The organism is Rhizobium sp. PAMB 3174, from assembly GCF_052908375.1.
The window spans coordinates 3,717,662-3,735,853 of the sequence record NZ_CM128608.1 but is presented as its reverse complement, the minus strand read 5'-3'; the positions used below and the strand labels follow the sequence as shown (position 1 = coordinate 3,735,853).

At 59.5% G+C, this 18,192-nt stretch carries 17 protein-coding genes and 1 tRNA gene; 14 read left to right on the top strand and 4 right to left on the bottom strand.

From position 1 onward, the window contains the following. Nucleotides 1-137: 137 nt before the first annotated feature. Nucleotides 138-1,100 (bottom strand): DUF5655 domain-containing protein, encoded by a 963-nt coding sequence (locus ACU5AY_RS17905; RefSeq protein WP_446827209.1) that lies wholly within the window; start codon nt 1,098-1,100, stop codon nt 138-140. 132 nt (nt 1,101-1,232) lie between these two features. Here ACU5AY_RS17905 and ACU5AY_RS17900 point away from each other — a divergent pair, with 132 nt between their 5' ends. Together ACU5AY_RS17900 and ACU5AY_RS17895 are read left to right on the top strand one after the other, a co-directional pair. Next, nucleotides 1,233-2,723 (top strand): N-6 DNA methylase, encoded by a 1,491-nt coding sequence (locus ACU5AY_RS17900; RefSeq protein WP_446827208.1) that lies wholly within the window; start codon nt 1,233-1,235, stop codon nt 2,721-2,723. After that, nucleotides 2,713-3,945, top strand: coding sequence for a restriction endonuclease subunit S (locus ACU5AY_RS17895; RefSeq protein WP_446827207.1), 1,233 nt, complete (start codon nt 2,713-2,715; stop codon nt 3,943-3,945). Before ACU5AY_RS17900 ends, ACU5AY_RS17895 begins: the two co-directional genes overlap by 11 nt. A 1,028-nt stretch (nt 3,946-4,973) precedes the next feature. On the opposite strand, the gene ACU5AY_RS17890 is transcribed toward ACU5AY_RS17895, so the two are convergent. The 3 genes from ACU5AY_RS17890 to ACU5AY_RS17880 all read right to left on the bottom strand — a co-directional run bounded on the left by ACU5AY_RS17890 (nt 4,974) and on the right by ACU5AY_RS17880 (nt 7,465). Beyond that, nucleotides 4,974-5,966: a site-specific integrase gene (locus tag ACU5AY_RS17890; RefSeq protein WP_446827206.1), complete on the bottom strand. Its 993-nt coding sequence runs from the start codon at nt 5,964-5,966 to the stop codon at nt 4,974-4,976. 92 nt (nt 5,967-6,058) lie between these two features. Further along, entirely contained in the window at nt 6,059-7,147 is a 1,089-nt protein-coding gene (locus tag ACU5AY_RS17885) for a Fic family protein (RefSeq protein WP_446827205.1), read from the bottom strand. Between the two features lie 228 nt (nt 7,148-7,375). After that, nucleotides 7,376-7,465 (bottom strand) — tRNA-Ser (locus tag ACU5AY_RS17880). A gap of 309 nt (nt 7,466-7,774) precedes the next feature. On the opposite strand from ACU5AY_RS17880, the gene rplU reads away from it, so the two are divergent. The 12 genes from rplU (at nt 7,775) to ACU5AY_RS17820 (ending at nt 18,133) form a co-directional block, all read left to right on the top strand. Next, on the top strand, nt 7,775-8,092 hold the full coding sequence (rplU, locus tag ACU5AY_RS17875; RefSeq protein ID WP_446822416.1) for a 50S ribosomal protein L21: 318 nt from the start codon (nt 7,775-7,777) through the stop codon (nt 8,090-8,092). 35 nt (nt 8,093-8,127) lie between these two features. Beyond that, on the top strand, nt 8,128-8,400 hold the full coding sequence (gene rpmA / locus ACU5AY_RS17870; protein WP_446822415.1) for a 50S ribosomal protein L27: 273 nt from the start codon (nt 8,128-8,130) through the stop codon (nt 8,398-8,400). 129 nt (nt 8,401-8,529) lie between these two features. After that, a complete protein-coding gene (locus tag ACU5AY_RS17865; RefSeq protein ID WP_446827204.1) occupies nt 8,530-9,168 on the top strand; it encodes a GNAT family N-acetyltransferase in 639 nt (212 codons plus the stop codon). Next, on the top strand, nt 9,165-9,740 hold the full coding sequence (locus ACU5AY_RS17860; protein WP_446827203.1) for a GNAT family N-acetyltransferase: 576 nt from the start codon (nt 9,165-9,167) through the stop codon (nt 9,738-9,740). The genes ACU5AY_RS17865 and ACU5AY_RS17860 overlap by 4 nt, the downstream gene beginning before the upstream one ends. Before the next feature lie 164 nt (nt 9,741-9,904). Further along, nucleotides 9,905-10,975: a GTPase ObgE gene (obgE, locus tag ACU5AY_RS17855; RefSeq protein WP_446827202.1), complete on the top strand. Its 1,071-nt coding sequence runs from the start codon at nt 9,905-9,907 to the stop codon at nt 10,973-10,975. 1 nt (nt 10,976) lies between these two features. Next, complete coding sequence (gene proB, locus ACU5AY_RS17850) at nt 10,977-12,146, top strand: glutamate 5-kinase (RefSeq protein WP_446827201.1); 1,170 nt, start codon at nt 10,977-10,979, stop codon at nt 12,144-12,146. Next, complete coding sequence (locus ACU5AY_RS17845; RefSeq protein ID WP_446827200.1) at nt 12,139-13,413, top strand: glutamate-5-semialdehyde dehydrogenase; 1,275 nt, start codon at nt 12,139-12,141, stop codon at nt 13,411-13,413. Before proB ends, ACU5AY_RS17845 begins: the two co-directional genes overlap by 8 nt. Before the next feature lie 66 nt (nt 13,414-13,479). Next, nucleotides 13,480-14,076, top strand: coding sequence for a nicotinate-nucleotide adenylyltransferase (locus ACU5AY_RS17840; RefSeq protein WP_446827199.1), 597 nt, complete (start codon nt 13,480-13,482; stop codon nt 14,074-14,076). A gap of 172 nt (nt 14,077-14,248) precedes the next feature. After that, nucleotides 14,249-14,662, top strand: a complete 414-nt coding sequence (rsfS, locus tag ACU5AY_RS17835; RefSeq protein ID WP_446825986.1) for a ribosome silencing factor — start codon at nt 14,249-14,251, stop codon at nt 14,660-14,662. A 111-nt stretch (nt 14,663-14,773) separates the two neighbouring features. Further along, nucleotides 14,774-15,256: a 23S rRNA (pseudouridine(1915)-N(3))-methyltransferase RlmH gene (gene rlmH / locus ACU5AY_RS17830; RefSeq protein ID WP_446827198.1), complete on the top strand. Its 483-nt coding sequence runs from the start codon at nt 14,774-14,776 to the stop codon at nt 15,254-15,256. A gap of 110 nt (nt 15,257-15,366) precedes the next feature. Then, complete coding sequence (locus ACU5AY_RS17825) at nt 15,367-16,806, top strand: murein hydrolase activator EnvC family protein (RefSeq protein WP_446827197.1); 1,440 nt, start codon at nt 15,367-15,369, stop codon at nt 16,804-16,806. Then, nucleotides 16,796-18,133 carry a S41 family peptidase gene (locus tag ACU5AY_RS17820; RefSeq protein ID WP_446827196.1) on the top strand — a complete coding sequence of 446 codons (1,338 nt, stop codon included), beginning with the start codon at nt 16,796-16,798 and terminating at the stop codon, nt 18,131-18,133. Before ACU5AY_RS17825 ends, ACU5AY_RS17820 begins: the two co-directional genes overlap by 11 nt. Nucleotides 18,134-18,192 lie beyond the last annotated feature (59 nt).

Below are 18,192 nucleotides of genomic sequence, written 5' to 3'. Positions count from 1 at the left end.
GTGGGACTCAATGCAGCTTGACTTCCACTCAGGACTCTTTGTGAAAGTCAAATCGTCTTGTCTTCCGCGGAAGGGTTACAAACAGGTTTGCCGTCCAAAAAGGCCGAAAAATGGTGGGCAAACGAACAGTTCGTCTATCACCCACCTTCATATGCCCGCCGCAACAGCGGTTGCGCCTTCTCGAAGTCGGCCATCGATCGCAGCATGATCTCCAGGTCGCCCGTGCCTTGGTGACCAACATCAGTGACATTGCGAGTGAACCCGTCCTCAAGTTCTACGGTCGCCGGATCAAGGCGCAGATAGACCGTGACGTTGCGAGATTGTGGGTAGATCTGAAGGCAGGCGAAGTTCTTGATTCGCTTGAACGCTGTATACTGCTTGAGCTCCTTCACCTGCACGTCATCACCGATACCCACCAGAAACTGGTAGGCTGCATCAAAGATGTCTCTCAGTTCACTGGAGGCCTGGGACAGGCGGTAGGCTTGTCGGCTCATCCAGTAAGGATCGAGTTCATCGCCAGCCTCCTCATCGGTCACAGCATCAATGGATATTGCTGGCTTTGTCCTTACACCCTGACGCGTGCTAACGCTCGCAGTCTTCGGCGCATGCACCAGTTCCATCATCAACAGCGTGTCTCCGAACCTCCGATAGCGGATGAGCTCGATGTTGCGGGCGATCTGCTTTACGGCGTGCTCGTCATAGCGCGTGAAGTCGCCGGCAATGCAGAGCAGCCGCGGCGCTGACCAATCAACGGAATTCGCAACCTCTTGCCCCAGGCGCTCCATCACCAACCACTGAAATTCCTTCCGGTGGTCCATCAGCCAGTCGAGATAGAAGAGGCCCTGGTTGATGACGTTCTCGTTCACGGAGCGCTTGTATTCGATGATGACAGGCGAATTGTCCTCGTCCAGGCCGAGCGTATCAATCCGGCCGCCGTGTATCGGTCCGGTCGAGTGTTCGCTCGCCAGGAACCGCACGCCAAGAAGGGCCTCGAGGTTCGCTTCGAACATCAGCTGCAGTGATTTTTCGACCTGGACAGCCGTTCCCGGCAATTCGGCGACGCCTTCCTGCCCGAACTGAAACAGTTTGATATCGCTCACGCCCCACCCCGATCATCATCACTTTTGATTGCATACGAATTTCTATTCGCCTGGAGCTTCATGTCCAGCTAAATTGCCCTGGCGCTCCGATTTGCTATTGTGGGCGCAAAGCATGACGGGGGAAGGCATATCGTGAGCACACTCACCCTTTCGCAGCTGGAGAACCATCTCTGGCGGGCGGCGGATATCCTGCGGGGATCTATCGATTCCGGCGATTACAAGCACTACATTTTCGGTCTTCTGTTCTTCAAACGTCTCTCGGATGTCTGGGGGGAGGAGTATGAGGAGCGGCTGGCGCGCTATCACGATGCCGATCTGGCGGCTGATCCGGATGAGCATCGCTTCGATATCCCCAAGGGCCATTTCTGGAAGGATGTGCGCAAGCACACGACCGATATCGGCACCCATCTGAACGCCGCCTTCCGCGCCATTGAAGACGCGAACATGAAGCTGCGCGGCGTCTTCCAGGATGTCGATTTCAACAACAAGGACCGCTTTCCGGATGCCATGCTGGAAAAGCTGCTGCAGCATTTCGAGACCTATCGGCTGCGCAATTCCGATGTCGAGCCGGATGTGCTGGGCCAGGCCTATGAATATTTGATCGCGCAGTTTGCCGATGATGCCGGCAAGAAGGGTGGCGAGTTCTATACGCCGAAGATGGTCGTGCGTCTGATCGTCGAATGCCTGAAGCCGGAAGAGGACATGTCGATCTATGACCCCACCTGCGGCTCGGGCGGCATGCTTCTGGAGGCCGTGCATCATCTGGAGCGACAGGGCAAAAACCCGAAAAGCCTGTCGCTGTTCGGCCAGGAGCGGAACCTCAACACCTGGGCCATCTGCCAGATGAATCTCTTCCTGCATGATATCGACGACGCACAGGTGGCGCGCGGCGATACGCTGCTGGAGCCCAAACATCTGACGGGCGACAGCGTAAAGGCCATCCGCACCTTTGATCGGGTGCTGGCCAATCCGCCCTTTTCGCTCAAAAGCTGGGGCCATGATATCTGGTCAAAGGGCGATGCCTATGGCCGCGACCGCTATGGCTGCCCGCCGAAATCCTATGGCGACCTCGCCTTCGTGCAGCATATGGTGGCGAGCCTGAAGGAAGACGGCGTGTGCGGCGTGGTGCTGCCGCATGGCGTGCTGTTTCGCGGCGGCGCGGAAGGCAAGATCCGCGAGGGTCTGATCAAAGACGATCTGATCGAGGCCGTCATCGGCCTCGCTCCCAACCTGTTTTACGGCGCGGGCATTCCGGCCTGCATTCTGATCCTGCGCAAGCAAAAGCCAGCGGCGCGCAGGGGCAAGATCCTGATCGTCAACGGCGCCGAGCAGTTCGTCGAAGGTAAGGCGCAAAACCATCTGTCGGACGCCAATGTCGCCACGCTGGCGAAGACCTATGGCGACTTTACCGACGCGGAGCGGCTGGCGCGACTGGTGCCCGCAAGCGAGATCGAGACGAACGATTTCAACCTCAATATCAGCCGCTATGTGCATCTGGGCGAAGAGGCAGCTGAGGTCGATGTTGCAGCGGAAGTGGAAACGCTGGTCCAGCTTCAGGCCGAGCGGGATGCGGCGGAAGCGCGGATAATGGTCTTTCTGCGGGAGCTTGGTTATGTCGCGTGAGGTGCCGGAGGGATGGGTATACGAACAGCTCGACGACGTTTGTGAAGATATTTCTGTTGGCATCGCTTCATCCGCCACCCACGCCTACCGGACGACAGGCGTGCCTCTTATTCGCAACCAGAACATCAATTATGGACGCATTGACACTAGCGAACTGCTCTACCTTTCTCCAGAATACGATGCTTTGAACGCGTCGAAACGCGTGAGGGTTGGTGACGTTGTTTCTATGAGAACTGGATATCCCGGTCGTTCAGCCTTGGTTCCTGCATGTCTTGAAGGTGCTCAAACATTTACCACCCTGATAACGCGCCCAGACAAAAACCGCCTCTTGCCGGCGTTCCTTGTGGTTTGGATGAACTCAGATCTTGGTGGTGTAGCCGTTCAAAAATTGCAGGCTGGCGGGGCGCAACAAAACCTCAACGTCGGCGCGCTAAAGACGATGCCAATACTGCTGCCCCCGCTCCACGAACAACGTCGTATTGCTGAAGTCCTGTCCAGCGTCGAAGAGGCCATTGCGGCAACCCGGGCGGTGATCGTGCAGACCCGGAAGGTCAAGCACGGCGTGCTGGAGCGTCTGCTCACTAGGGGCATCGGGCATACGCGGCTCAAGCAAACGGAGATCGGGGAAATCCCGGAGGAGTGGGAGGTCGCTCCGCTTTCAACGTTGCTCGATAGCAGCACCTATGGCCTGAATGCATCTCTGAGATCTGCGCCCGTTGGAACGCCTATTTTGAGAATGGGAAACATCCAGGACGGCGAACTTTCGTTGGGCGGCCTGAAGTATGCCGTGCTTGATGACGCTACCAAGGAAAAACATAACATCTTGCGCGGCGACCTACTATTCAATCGAACGAATAGTCGCGAACTCGTTGGAAAGATTGCAATTGCGAGAGAAACCATAGACGCTTCGTTCGCCAGCTACCTCATCAGATTGCGAGTTAATCGTTTCAACGATCCATTTTTTATTCACGCCGTCCTGTCATCTCCGCGCTATCAAAATTTTCTTCGTTCAATTGCAACTCCGGGGGCCAGCCAAGCGAACATCAATGCCACGAAGCTGGGCAATACTGTTGTTCCAGTTCCGCCGATCGGAGAGCCGCTTACACCGACAAAGTTGATGCACCACCTTAATGAGCAAGGAATACAGCCAGCACGCGGCTCTAAATGGTCTTACAACGGATGCAAGAACCTTCTGAACCGACTGCAACTCCACGCACAGTGAAAACTCTAAACGATTGCAGAGTTTTCATTAGCGACGCTGTTCCGCAATGCCGGCATGAAAGTCCTCTCCCTCCCGGACGAGAATGAATTCACCGTAATATTAAGTATATATATTCTATTAGTATATATACATATTTACGATAGATGGACGGGAATGGAGTTCTCATCCGGGAGGGGATCTACACAGGTGCTCACCGGCGCGCTCGGTCGGCGCCAGCTACTTTCACCCATCTGAGTATGACAGCTAGTGCCAGGGAACAACCTCGACAAAAAGGTAGCAGTTCAGAGCTAAGCAACTGCCACAGACACATCTCTGCCTTATCGTCGCAGGCATGGGAGGATAGAGCACCCAATCATCGCCGCTACGGAAGGCATCCCCATCGTGCAGCTTGATTTTTTCTAGGACTTCGATGTCCGGTGATCAGACTGGACTATGACTGACCATATCCGCGGCCATAGCAGAGGAGGTCCGGCGGCACCGGGCGGACGTGAACGAGAGGTGGAAGCTCTGCTCTGGATCGTCCACGGAAAGATGAGGCGGTTGGCATCGCGCGACTGCTGTCAGCTTCTCGTCGCGGGTCATACTTATTCTTACGCGTCGGCGCAGTCACATGGATGGACCTACGGCTGCGTCCTGGCGCGCCGGCAGATATGTTTTTGCCACTGGCACCAAAGGTGCTTGGTAGCGTCCCACATCCGGCTCAACCGTCCCCCGGTCGCGAAATTTGGCAGTCAGAGCTGGTTGATTCATAGGAAAGAGACGCCAACCGACCAATGCAACCCAGGCGCGTTGCGCAACCTTTACACAAACGCCAAAAACGCTCGAAACGGGCAAATCCGTCAAGTTAATGTAAACTTCATGTAAAGGTCGGCAATGAAAATTCGGCATCTCCGCAGGTTTCGGCAAGGATTTCCGCAACCTTGGATACGTATTTGATGCCAATTTTGCCCGCAACCTTGTCGCATGCGGCTCTCAGGCAAGGTTGATGTAAACGTTGCGCAAGGCAACGCCGTTAGCCGTAGATGAATCTATCCCAAGCGCGCGACCAGATCGTCGGCTGATAGATGTGAGTAGCGCCTAAGCATCCGGAGTTCTTTATGTCCACTGATCGTGGAAACCTCGATCACGTTCAGCCCGCGCTCGAAGAGACGGCTGACGCCTTCGTGGCGCAAATCGTGAAAGCGTAACGACTTAATCCCTACCCGGATCAGTAATCGGCGCCATGCCTGTTCCAGAGCTCCAGGCGTCATCGGGAAAACTGTAGATTGATCTACCGGCGCACGATCTTTCCAATCCATCAGCGCGTCGAATGCACGCTGGGACAGCGGCACCTCGCGACCGGAACCGTTCTTAGTCAGGGCGAGTGTGATGACACGGCGATTGTGCGAAATGTCGGACCAGCGCAGCCCAAGGATTTCCCCTCGGCGCATCCCGGTCTCGATTGCCAGGATGAGCAGCGTCTTTGGGTATGGCGTCTGTCCGCCGTCGCAGCCATCAAGCAGACGCTGCTCCTCGTCACCAGTCAGTCGCCGGCTCCGCTCATTGCGGATCACCGGACGGCGAACCAGCTTGACGACGTTCTTGGCAAGTGGAAAGCCCCAATCACGGATGGCGACCTCGAGGACGTGGCTCAGGATCGCTAGCTCGCGGACAGCGGTAGATGGAGCTACCGACTGTAGGCGCTCGTCGCGGAACGAGGCGATGTCCTGCTGGCTGAGCCCGATCAGTGTGCGGTAGGCGAGATCATGACGACGCAGAACGTCGATCCGCTGGATCTCCTGCACGGACCCGCGCTTGGTGGGCGAGATCTCGCGTTGGTAGCGCTCCAGGAGCTGGCCGAGCGTCGTGCTTTCAAGGATTTTCGTGTCTGGAGCAGCACCAAAGCGATCGACTTGGGCTTCCAGATCGCGCGCCCACTTCTCGGCTTCGAGCTTGCTGTCAAAGGATTTGCACCGGGGTTTCATACCACGCCGACGCACCTGCGCTTGCCAGCGCCCTCTGAGCTTCCGGATCGTCGCCATGTGACCTCCAACGGATATTGAAGGTTACGCGTAGGATGCCCCTGGAGGGGTGCCAAGGATTATCCCGGCTATTTGTTTTGGGACGTCGCACTCTATTCAGATACGCTCAAAAACAAAGCAACCAATGGCTCATTGATGTAGTAATTATTCCTGCCACTTTGGTGCTTCTCAAGAAAGCCATACTCCGCAAGAGTGTCCAGATATTTTGCTGCGGTCTGTCGGGTGACGCCGAGATCATTTTGAAGATAATCGATCCGCGTGTATGGGTGCCGGAAGAGATTGTTCAACAGGTCCTGAGAATAGAGTTTCGGTAGCTCTTCCCGAAGCCTTCTCTTCATTGAAGCCATCTGGTCACGAATATTTTCGACAAGATCTAGCGTCGTCCTTGCTGTCTCATCAACCGCTCTGAGAATGTAGACTATCCAATCTTCCCACTCTCCAGTATCACGCACATGCTGCAGAAGGCGGTAATATTCGCTCTTCGAATTATTGATCGCTCGACTGAGATATAGGATCGGAATTTCGAGCAGATCGGCTCGCGTCAAATAGAGCACATTCAAAATTCGGCCGATCCGGCCATTTCCATCAGGAAATGGATGTATGCTCTCAAATTGGTGATGAACGAGTGCCATCTTGATGAGGGGATCGAGCGACGACAAGCGATCATCATTGATGAACCGCTCCAAGGCATCCATAGCCGCAACAATTTCCCGCTGGTCCTGCGGCGGAACATAGACAATTTGTCCGGTGCGGTCGTTCTTCAACGCCGTTCCTGACGTCCGCCGAAACCCATCATCTCGCTGCTTGAGAAGCTGAAACATACCAATAATTGTTGAATTGGTAATCAAGCCCTCGAACTGGCTCAGCTGTGCAAATCCATATTTCACCGCATCACGATAGAGCGCCACCTCCTTCGCAGCCGGCGACTCGGGTCCTTCAGGAAACAGATCGGCCTGAAACAACTCGTCTTGGGTAGTGACGATATTTTCGATTTCGGAACTGGCTTTTGCTTCTTGAAGAGCAAGGGTGTCGATCAGAATGCCTTGGTTGGGTATTGCTGCCGCGCGCCCTTTCAGCTCAGCAAGAGATCTGTTGGCAGAAGCCAGGGCCTTGAGAACCTCGACGGTCTCCAATCCGTCAATCTCTGTGAGATTGGGCAACTGGTAGGATGGCTTTAACATGTGCGACTCGATGCGTTAAAAAATACGCATTCTCTTAACACGTCACGCCCATACGTTAAACGAAATGGATTTGGCTTACACATCTGAAGCGAGCAAAGTGAAATGGCTGACGCACTAGAATTCGCCGACCAGCGCCCCGACTGTGGCCCTGCCGAACACAAGCAGAAACAGTCAAACGCAAAGGCGAACTACATTTAGTGGGAAACCCTGGCAAACCCAGGAAAACCATGGCGGAGAGGGGGGGATTCGAACCCCCGATACGGTTGCCCGTATGCCGCATTTCGAGTGCGGTGCATTCGACCACTCTGCCACCTCTCCGCATAACTGGTCGGCGCTTGATTTGCGCGGGGTGTCTCATAGCGATGAAAATTCTGGCTGGCAAGGGCGAAAATCAAATGTTTCCGGGGATGTCGCCTTGACAGATTTTGGCTTCTCACGTATCAGCCACTTCGACTGGAAAAGCCCGTAAAAGGCCCACCAATTCTTTGCATGGTTGCAAAGCTTCACCGGCAGACCGGGTTCGAGACCTCAACCTCTTGAAAACGCTGCTTAACATCGACTGACAAAAAGACGGCCGCCCGGGCGATTTCCCGGAGAGAGCCGGAACGAACATGAAAGGATAAAAAAATGTTCGCAGTCATCAAAACCGGCGGCAAGCAGTACCGCGTGGCAGCAAACGACGTGCTGACCATCGAAAAGCTTGAAGCAGACGCCGGTGCTACTGTTGAATTCACCGAAGTACTCGTTGTCGGCGCCGGCGCCGATGCCAAGTTCGGCGCTCCCTTCGTAGAAGGCGCTGCCGTCAAGGCTGAAGTTGTTGAGCACAACCGCGGCAAGAAGGTCATCGCCTTCAAGAAGCGCCGCCGCCAGAACTCCAAGCGTTCGCGCGGCCACCGCCAGCACCACACGGTCGTCCGTATCACGGACATCGTGGCCGGCAAGTAAGACAACGGATTACGAAGGTTTAAAGGAGAACTCCAATGGCACACAAAAAAGCTGGCGGTTCCTCGCGCAACGGTCGCGATTCTGAATCCAAGCGCCTTGGCGTGAAGAAGTTTGGCGGCGAAGCCGTCGCAGCAGGCAACATCCTCGTCCGTCAGCGCGGCACGAAGTGGCATCCGGGCGCCAATGTCGGCCTCGGCAAGGACCACACGATTTTCGCGCTTACCGAGGGTAACGTGTCCTTCCGCACGAAGGCCAACGGCCGCGTATACGTGTCCGTAATGCCGAAAACGGCAGAAGCAGCAGAGTAAGCCGGTCACTCTCTAAACAGCCGGCGTCGCATCGACCCGGCTGACTGTAAGGTTCAGGCCAAGATCAAAAGGGGAGATGGGGCGCCACCCAACTCCCCTTTATCTTTTGCTCCGAAGGAGGACTGAACCATGCAGGAAGAATTGTTGAGGGAGAGCCAATCGCGGTCTCCCGAAAGCCGGTTAAGGCCGGACAGGTTAAGAAGCGATTGCCCCGTCTTGTTATCGGAGCGCTTGGTTTTGCGCGCCCCGCACGAAGACGACATTGACGCCCTTGCCCATCTCGCCAACAACGCCGCAGTTGCGACCATGGTGTCGCGCATGCCTCATCCCTACACGGTCAACGATGCCCATGACTTCGTCCGACGTGCGAAGGAAAATGGCGTGATTGGCAAATGCGTCTATGCCATTACGAACGCCGCCAATGGAGAATTCCTCGGCTGCTGCGGCATAGAGCCGGATATGGAAGATGCCGGCATCGTCGAGATCGGCTACTGGATCGGCGAGCAGCACTGGAACAAGGGCTACGCCACGGAAGCGGCCCACGCGCTCATCGACATGGCCTTCCGCACCCGTGACATCGACGCGATCGATGCGCGCTGCCGGGTTGTCAACGTCGCTTCGCGCCGGGTCATCCAGAAGTGCGGCTTCCAGTTCCAGGGTTCCGGCATGATCCCGTGCCTCGCCGTCGGCGGCATGATGCCCGTCGAATGGTTCAGGCTCGACCGGAAGACCTGGCTGTCGCTGAAGAGCTGGAGGGACGGACGATGAACGCGATCGCAAGAGAACTGCACATTGCGCGCATCTCCTTTGCCCGCCAGCCCGAGATCCGCACGCAGAACCTGATCCTGCGGCAGGTGACGGCAACGGATGTCGAGGCGATTGCGCTTGGCCTGGACGACCATGCCGTGGCGCGCATGCTGCCGCCGGTTCCGCAGCCCTATTACCGCGAGGATGCGGAGGAATGGCTGGGACGCTGGCAGTCCGGTGAAGCCGAAGGCTGGTGCTTTGCCATCACCCGTGACGGCGGCCCTCTGATCGGGGTGATCTCGATCGAGAACCGCGACGGCGAATGGCATCTCGGCTACTGGCTTGCCAGGCCCCATTGGGGCCAGGGGCTGATGAGCGAAGCGGCAAGCGCCGTCGCCGAACGTTTCTTCGGCGCGATGCTGGCAGCAACGCTGCATTCCGGCGCGGTCGCCGATAACGCCGCGTCGCTGGCCATCCAGGACAAGATCGGCTTCGCGGTCACCGGCTGCAGGGAGGTCTGGTGTGCCGCGCGCAGCGAAACGGTCACCGTGATCACCACGGAACTGACCTTCGGCAGCTACATGCCGATCTGACATCACGATCGGGCGCCCCTGACCTCAAGCGGCGCCCGATCCTTCATCTGCCGGCGGGGCCCTTGCGGCCCCTCCGGTGACAATTATCTTTGACCTTGAAACCGTCCGGCTATATCGGTAGCCGCGAAAATAAGGGCCTCGGCCAGCGAAAGAACGGCATTGCCATGAAATTTCTCGATGAAGCGAAAATCTATATCAAGTCCGGCGACGGCGGCGCGGGGTCCGTCTCCTTCCGGCGCGAAAAATTCATCGAGTTCGGTGGTCCCGACGGCGGCGACGGCGGCCGCGGCGGCGACGTCTGGGTTGAAGCGGTCAACGGCCTCAACACGCTCATCGATTTCCGTTTCCAGCAGCATTTCAAGGCAAAAGTCGGCATGCACGGCATGGGCCGCAACCGCACAGGCGCCAATGGTGACTCGATCACCCTGAAGGTGCCCGTGGGCACGCAGATCCTGGAAGAGGACGGCGAAACGCTGATCATCGACATCACCGAGGAAGGCCAGCGCTACCGGCTGGCCGCTGGCGGCAATGGCGGCTTCGGCAATGCCTACTTCAAATCCTCGGTCAACCAGGCACCGGACTGGGCCAATCCCGGCCTTCCGGGCGTCGAGAAGACGGTCTGGCTGCGCCTCAAGCTGATCGCCGACGCGGGGCTGGTGGGCCTGCCGAATGCCGGGAAGTCGACCTTCCTCGCCTCCGTCACCCGCGCCCGGCCGAAGATCGCCAACTACCCCTTCACCACGCTGCATCCCAATCTCGGCGTCGCCACCATCGACGACCGCGAGTTCGTGCTGGCCGATATTCCTGGCCTGATCGAAGGCGCCCACGAAGGCGTCGGCATCGGCGACCGCTTCCTCGGCCACGTGGAGCGGACCCGCGTTCTCCTGCATCTGGTCTCGGCCATGGAGGAAGACGTCGCCAAGGCCTACAAGACCGTGAAGAACGAGCTGGAGGCCTATGGCCACGGCATTCACGATAAACCAGAAATCGTCGCCCTGTCGCAGATCGACATTCTCGACAAGGAGACGCTGAAGCAGAAGACCAAGGCGCTTGCCAAGGCCAGCGGCAAGACGCCCTTCCAGCTTTCCGCCGTCACCGGCCTCGGCATGACCGAGGCGCTCAGGGCGGTGCGCGACGTGATCGTCTCCAGCGGCTCAGAGGAAGACCTCGCCATCCCGCGCCAAAAGCGCGACAAGGGCCGCCATTCCGACATCGAGACGCAGGACGAGGAATAGCATGCAGCAGCGCCAGCCGCTTTCCGCTTACAAGCGCATCGTCGTCAAGATCGGCTCGGCCCTGCTCGTCGACCGAAAGTCCGGACTTAAGAAAGCCTGGCTCGACAGCGTCTGCGCGGACATTGCAGCGCTGAAGGCTGCGGGTACCGACGTGCTGGTCGTCTCGTCGGGCGCAATCGCGCTCGGTCGGTCGGTGCTGCAGCTTCCCTCCGGCACGCTGAAGCTTGAGGAAAGCCAGGCGGCGGCGGCCGTCGGCCAGATCGCGCTGGCACGCGCATGGTCGGAAGCGCTGTCGCGCGACGAGATCATCGCCGGCCAGATCCTGCTGACGCTCGGCGATACCGAGGAGCGCCGCCGGTATCTCAACGGCCGCGCCACGATCAGCCAGCTGATGAAATTCGGCGCCGTGCCGATCATCAACGAGAACGACACGGTGGCCACGACCGAGATCCGTTACGGCGACAATGATCGTCTCGCCGCCCGCGTCGCCACCATGACCGGCGCCGACCTGCTGGTTCTCCTGTCCGACATCGACGGGCTCTACACGGCGCCGCCGCATCTCGACCCGGATGCGAAATTCCTGGAGGCGATCGCCGAAATCACCCCAGAAATCGAGGCGATGGCCGGCGGCGCGGCATCGGAACTGTCGCGCGGCGGCATGCGCACCAAGATCGATGCCGGCAAGATCGCCACGTCGGCGGGCTGCGCCATGATCATCGCCTCCGGCAAGATGGACCATCCGCTCTCGGCGATCGACAAGGGCGCGCGCTCCTCATGGTTTGCTCCGTCCGGCACGCCGGTCACCGCCCGCAAGACCTGGATCGCCGGCAAGCTGCAGCCGGCCGGCGAATTGCATGTCGATGCCGGCGCGGAACGAGCGCTTTCCGCCGGAAAGAGCCTTCTGCCCGCGGGCGTCACGCTGGTGAACGGCCAGTTCGAACGCGGCGACACAATTGCGATTTTCGGTCCTTCCGGCCGCGAAATCGCCCGCGGACTTGCCGGATACGACGCGAGCGAGGCGCGCCAGATCACCGGCCGCAAGTCCAATGAAATTGAAGCGATACTCGGATATGCCGGCCGTTCGGCCATGGTGCACCGGGACGATCTTGTGATGACGGCGACAGCGTCGGCACGCAGGACCGACAGGGAGAAGGACGCAAGCCATGTCTGACGGCATGATCAGCATCGATGCATTGATGAGCGAGATCGGCCGCAATGCCAAGGCGGCATCGCGCAAGGTCGCCATCGCCTCGACGGAGCGGAAGAACCAGGCGCTGCTGGCCATGGCCGACGCGCTGGCGTCCGCCAGCAAAGACATTCTCGCCGCCAACGCGATCGATCTGCAGAACGCCGCAAGGAACGACCTCGCCGATTCCTTCGTCGATCGCCTGACGCTGACGGAAGAGCGGATTGCCGGCATGGCCGAGGGCATCCGCCAGATTGCCGATCTGAAGGATCCGGTGGGCGAAGTCATCGCCGCCTGGGACCGTCCGAACGGCCTCCAGATCGAGCGCGTCCGCACCCCGCTGGGCGTCATCGGCGTGATCTACGAAAGCCGCCCGAATGTGACGGCGGATGCCGGCGCACTGTGCCTCAAGGCCGGCAATGCCGTTATCCTGCGTGGCGGATCGGATTCGCTCAATTCATCGCGCGCGATCCACGCTTGCCTGGTTGCCGGCCTCAAGGCCGCCGGGTTGCCGGAACATGCCATCCAGCTCGTGCCCGTCAGCGACCGCGCGGCGGTTGGCGCGATGCTGACCGGCCTTGACGGCGCGATCGACGTCATCGTTCCCCGCGGCGGCAAGAGCCTTGTCGCCCGCGTCCAGAGCGAGGCACGCGTTCCCGTCTTCGCCCATCTGGAAGGCATATGCCACATCTATGTCGATGCTTCCGCCGACCTGGAAATGGCCAAGAAGATCGTCGTCAACGCCAAGATGCGCCGGACCGGTGTCTGCGGTGCCGCCGAAACGCTGCTGGTCGACGGTGCCGCAATCGGCACGCACCTGATGCCGCTCCTGGAAGCACTGACCGAGGCCGGCTGCGAAATTCGCGCCTCCGCCACCGTGCTGAAGGTCTTCCCGGCCTTCAAGCCGGCGACGGAAGAGGACTGGTCGACCGAATATCTCGACGCGATCATTTCGGTCGCCCTTGTCGATGGCGTTTCCGGAGCGATCAACCACATCAATAAGTATTCGTCGCACCACACCGAAGCGATCATCGCCGAGGACCCGGCAGCCGTCGAACGCTTCTTCAACGAGATCGATTCGGCGATCCTGCTGCACAATGCGTCCACCCAGTTCGCCGATGGCGGCGAGTTCGGCATGGGCGCGGAGATCGGCATTGCAACGGGCAAGATGCACGCCCGCGGCCCTGTCGGGGTCGAACAGCTGACCTCGTTCAAGTATCGTGTCCGCGGCAGCGGCCAGACCCGGCCGTAAGCCGGCTCCAACCGAGGGGAAACTGCCGACGTGGGGACGGAAGCGATAGAACGACGGCACCTGATCATGCCGCACGTGGAACCGGGCATGGCGGTCGGCCTGTTCGGCGGGTCGTTCAATCCGCCGCACGAGGGGCACCTGCTGGTCGCCGAGATCGCGCTACGTCGCCTGCGCCTGGATCAGGTATGGTGGCTGGTGACGCCGGGAAATCCGCTGAAGAACCATTCCGGCCTCGCGCCGCTTGCCGAACGGCTGGAGCAGAGCGAGAGGCTTGCACACGATCCGCGGATCAAGATCACCGCCTTCGAGAAGTCGCTCGGCCAGAGTTACACGGCCAGGACGCTCGCCTTCGTCAAGGCGCGCAACCCCGACGTCCGCTTCGTCTGGATCATGGGCGCGGACAATCTGAAGTCCTTCCATCGCTGGCAGCATTGGCAGGGCATCGCCGAAACCTTTCCCATCGCCGTCATCGACCGGCCGGGTTCGACCCTCTCCTACCTGTCCTCCAAGATGGCAAAGACCTTTGCCCGCGCCAGGATCGACGAGGAGGATGCCGGCACGCTCTCGGCCCGCAAGGCACCGGCATGGACCTTCATTCACGGCCCCCGCTCCGCGCTGAGCTCGACGGCCATACGCAACGGCAGCCAGGCCTCAGCCGAATGAGAGCCCCCACATCGCCCCAAGTGACTGGTAAAGCTGCAACAGCATTTTACAAGATATTAACTGCCGGACGGCCCGCGTCTTGAAACATTAACCATTCGGTGCCTATCTTGTTAACGGTTCGGCAAAACATTAGCCGAGTCGAAAGTGCTGTTTTTGATCGAAAGGAACAACCCTGACAACAGTACACGCAAAGGGAAGGACGCCAGTCCATCTCCCGCAGAGCCAGGAACGTGGCGCCGATGCCGCGGCCCGTGCTCTTGAAACTGTCCTCGCCAGCCTCGAGGACTCCAAAGCAGAAGATATCGTCACCATCGACATTGCTGGAAAATCCGCGCTGGGCGACTACATGGTCGTGGTCTCCGGGCGATCCAACCGGCATGTCACCGCGATCGCCGACCGCCTGATTTCCGATCTCAAGGATGACGGCTTTTCCGGCGCCCGCGTCGAAGGTCTGGAAACAGGAGACTGGGTCCTGATCGACACCGGTGACGTCATCATTCACGTGTTCCGCCCGGAAGTACGCGAGTTCTACAGCCTCGAGAAGATGTGGGCCGCGCCGGACATTCAGGACGAAACACTGCATTGATGCAGCACTCAGGCATGATCTGATCGCCTGAGTTAAAAATTGTGGCAACGCACGCCGGACGGCCTCGAAGGGCCGGCAGGGATGCTCGCCGCAAAAAATGGCGGGAGAAGCATGCGAATTGGCCTTTTTGCGGTAGGGCGGCTGAAAGCCGGGCCCGAGAAGGATTTGTCGGCGCGCTATCTCGACCGCTTCTCCAAGGCCGGCCCCGCGATCGGGCTGGAATTCACCCGCGTGACCGAAGTCCAGGAAAGCCGGTCCTCCGACGCCGCGACGCGCAAGCGCGAAGAAGCCGCGATGCTGGAAAAGGCGCTGCCGACCGGTTCGGCACTCATTCTCCTCGACGAGCGCGGCAAGACGATCGGCAGCGAAGATTTCGCGAAACTTCTCGAGACACTGAAAGACAACGGCCGCCGCGACCTAATGGTCGCCATTGGCGGTGCCGACGGGCTCGATCCCGATCTGCACCAGAAGGCGGATTACGTGCTCAACCTCGGACGCATGACATGGCCGCACCAGCTCGTGCGCATCCTGATCGCAGAACAGTTGTACCGCGCCGTCACCATTCTGTCCGGACATCCCTATCACCGGGCATGACCGCCTGACCCGTCGCGCACTCCCGCTCCTGACTTTTTTCCGCTAAGGAGGGAGCCGGCCCGCCTCGGGCCATAGTTTCGCGCAATCTTGCCGGCTTACGCTGGGAGGGAATGAAGATCGCAGCCAACAAGAGACATGCCTGGCTTCTGGCGCCGCCACTGCTGGCAGGCGGCCTGTTGCTGTTCGTGTTTTTCGGCGTGCCGGGCTTTGCGGATCCGGTCTACTCCCAGGAACCACCGACCGACTCCATTCCTGCCGGTGGCGCCGGTGCCGATACAGCCGCCCCCGAAGATCCCGCCAAGGCGCTGGAAGAAAAGCGGGAGCAGACACGCGCGGAGATGCAGGCGCTTGCCGACAGCATGAAGCTCTCCGACCAGCGGGCCAAGGAGCTCGAGGACAGCATCGCGGAGCTGGAAAAAACCAGCGCCTCCATCAAGCAGGCCCTGATCGAATCCGCCGAAAAGCGCCGGCAACTCGAAGACAAGGTCATCGAAAGCGAAAAGAAGCTGTCATCCCTCGGTCTGGAGCAGGACAAGATCCGCGAATCGCTACACGAGCGCCGCGGCGTTCTGGCCGAAGTTCTGGCCGCATTGCAGCGCATGGGACGCAATCCGCCGCCGGCCTTGCTCGTCAGCCCGGAGGATGCGCTCGCCTCGGTGCGCAGCGCCATCCTGCTCGGCGCCGTCGTGCCGGGCATCCGCCAGGAAACCGACAAGCTCATTTCGGCACTCAAGCAGCTGACATCGGTCGAGACAGCGATGCGCAACGAGAAGGCCAATTACGCCTCCATCATCCAGCAGAACCTGGAAGAGGAAAAGCGCATGGACCTGCTTCTCGCCGAAAACGACCGCGTCAACAACGAAAACACCGCCAAGCTGGAAGCGGAGCGCAAGAAGTCCGAAGAACTCGCCGCCAAGGCGACCAACCTGCAGGATTTGATCGCTTCACTGGAAAGTGAAATCGGCACGCTGCGGGACGCGAAGGAGGCGGCAAGGGCCGCGGAAGTCGAAAGGCTGAAGAACAGCGAGGGCCAGACGGACGACGCAAAGGGCCTGGCCGACGGTGGACTGCCCGATAAAAACCGCATTGCGCCCGCATATCCGTTCAAAGACTTGAAGAATAAACTGCAATTCCCGGTCGCTGGTGATGTGGTGCGCAAATACGGGGATTCGGACGGGACAGGCCATCCTGCAAGGGGTATGACGATCGCGACGAATGCGGGAATGCTCGTGATAGCGCCCGCGGACGCTCAGGTGGTCTATGCCGGCAAGTTCCGCAGCTACGGACAGATGATCATTCTCGACATGGGTGATGGCTACCATATGATCCTATCGGGCATGGACTCGCTGAAGACCAGTCAGGGTAAGTTTGTCTTTGCCGGCGAACCGCTGGCGGTCATGGGCGCGACACGAGTTGCAAGCGCCGCCGCATTGGCGCTGGAAACAAGTCAGCCAACACTTTACATTGAATTCAGACATGACGGGGAGCCGGTTGATTCTGCCCCCTGGTGGACCGGGAAAAGCACTGGAAAGGCACGCAATGATACGTAAGGTCTCTCTCGTTGTCGCAGGGGCTCTCATGGGAGCAACGGCGATGGGTGTTCTCTATTCGGCCGGCATCCCCGCCCAGGCAGCAGGGATTTCGACCTATAAGGAGCTTGCCATCTTCGGTGACGTCTTCGAGCGGATTCGCGCCCAGTACGTGACGCCGCCGGACGAACAGAAGCTGATCGAAGCCGCCATTTCGGGCATGCTGACGTCTCTGGATCCGCATTCGAGCTACATGAACGCCCAGGACGCGGCCGACATGCAGACCCAGACGCGTGGCGAATTTGGCGGTCTCGGCATCGAAGTCACGATGGAGAATGACCTCGTCAAGGTCATCACGCCGATCGACGACACGCCGGCCGCCAAGGCAGGCGTTCTCTCCGGCGACCTCATCTCCGCCATCGACGGCGCCGATGTTCGCGGCCTGACGCTGGCACAGGCGGTCGACAAGATGCGCGGCGAGGTCGGTTCGCCGATCAAGCTGACCATCCTGCGCAAGGGCGCCGACAAGCCGATCGATATCGAGGTCAAACGCGCCATCATCGCCGTCCAGGCCGTCAAGTGGCGGGTCGAGAAGGCGAATGACGGCGACGTCGGCTACATGCGCATCATCTCCTTCACCGAGAAGACCTTCCCGGATCTCGAAAAGGCCTTCGACAAGATCAAGGAGCAGGTGCCGGAAGACAAGCTGAAGGGCTACGTGCTCGATCTGCGGCTCAATCCGGGTGGTCTCCTCGACCAGGCGATCAACGTGTCCGACGCCTTCCTGGAACGCGGCGAGATCGTTTCGACCCGCGGCCGCAATCCGGAGGAAACCCGCCGCTTCAACGCCGGTCCGGGTGATCTCGCCGATAACAAGCCGGTCATCGTGCTCGTCAACGGCGGTTCGGCTTCCGCTTCGGAAATCGTCGCCGGCGCCCTGCAGGATCTGCATCGCGCAACCGTTGTCGGCACCCGGTCCTTCGGCAAGGGCTCCGTTCAAACGATCATCCCGCTCGGCGATGCCGGCGCGCTTCGCCTGACCACCGCGCTCTACTACACGCCGTCCGGCAAATCGATCCAGGGTACCGGCATCACGCCGGACATCACGGTCGAACAGCCGTTGCCCGACGACCTGAAGGGCAAGATCCGCACCGAAGGCGAATCCAGCCTGCGCGGCCACATCCAGGGCCAGAGCGAAACCGATGCAGGTTCGGGCTCGATCGCCTACGTGCCGCCGGATGAAAAGGACGACATCCAGCTCAACTATGCGCTGGACCTGTTGCGCGGCAAGAAGACGGATCCGGCCTTCCCGGCCAATCCGGAAAAGGCCGAGCTTCTGAAGAAGTAATGCGAAGGGCGCGGTTCTCATTCGGGAACCGCGCCCTGCCGCTTCCGTAGCCTTCAACC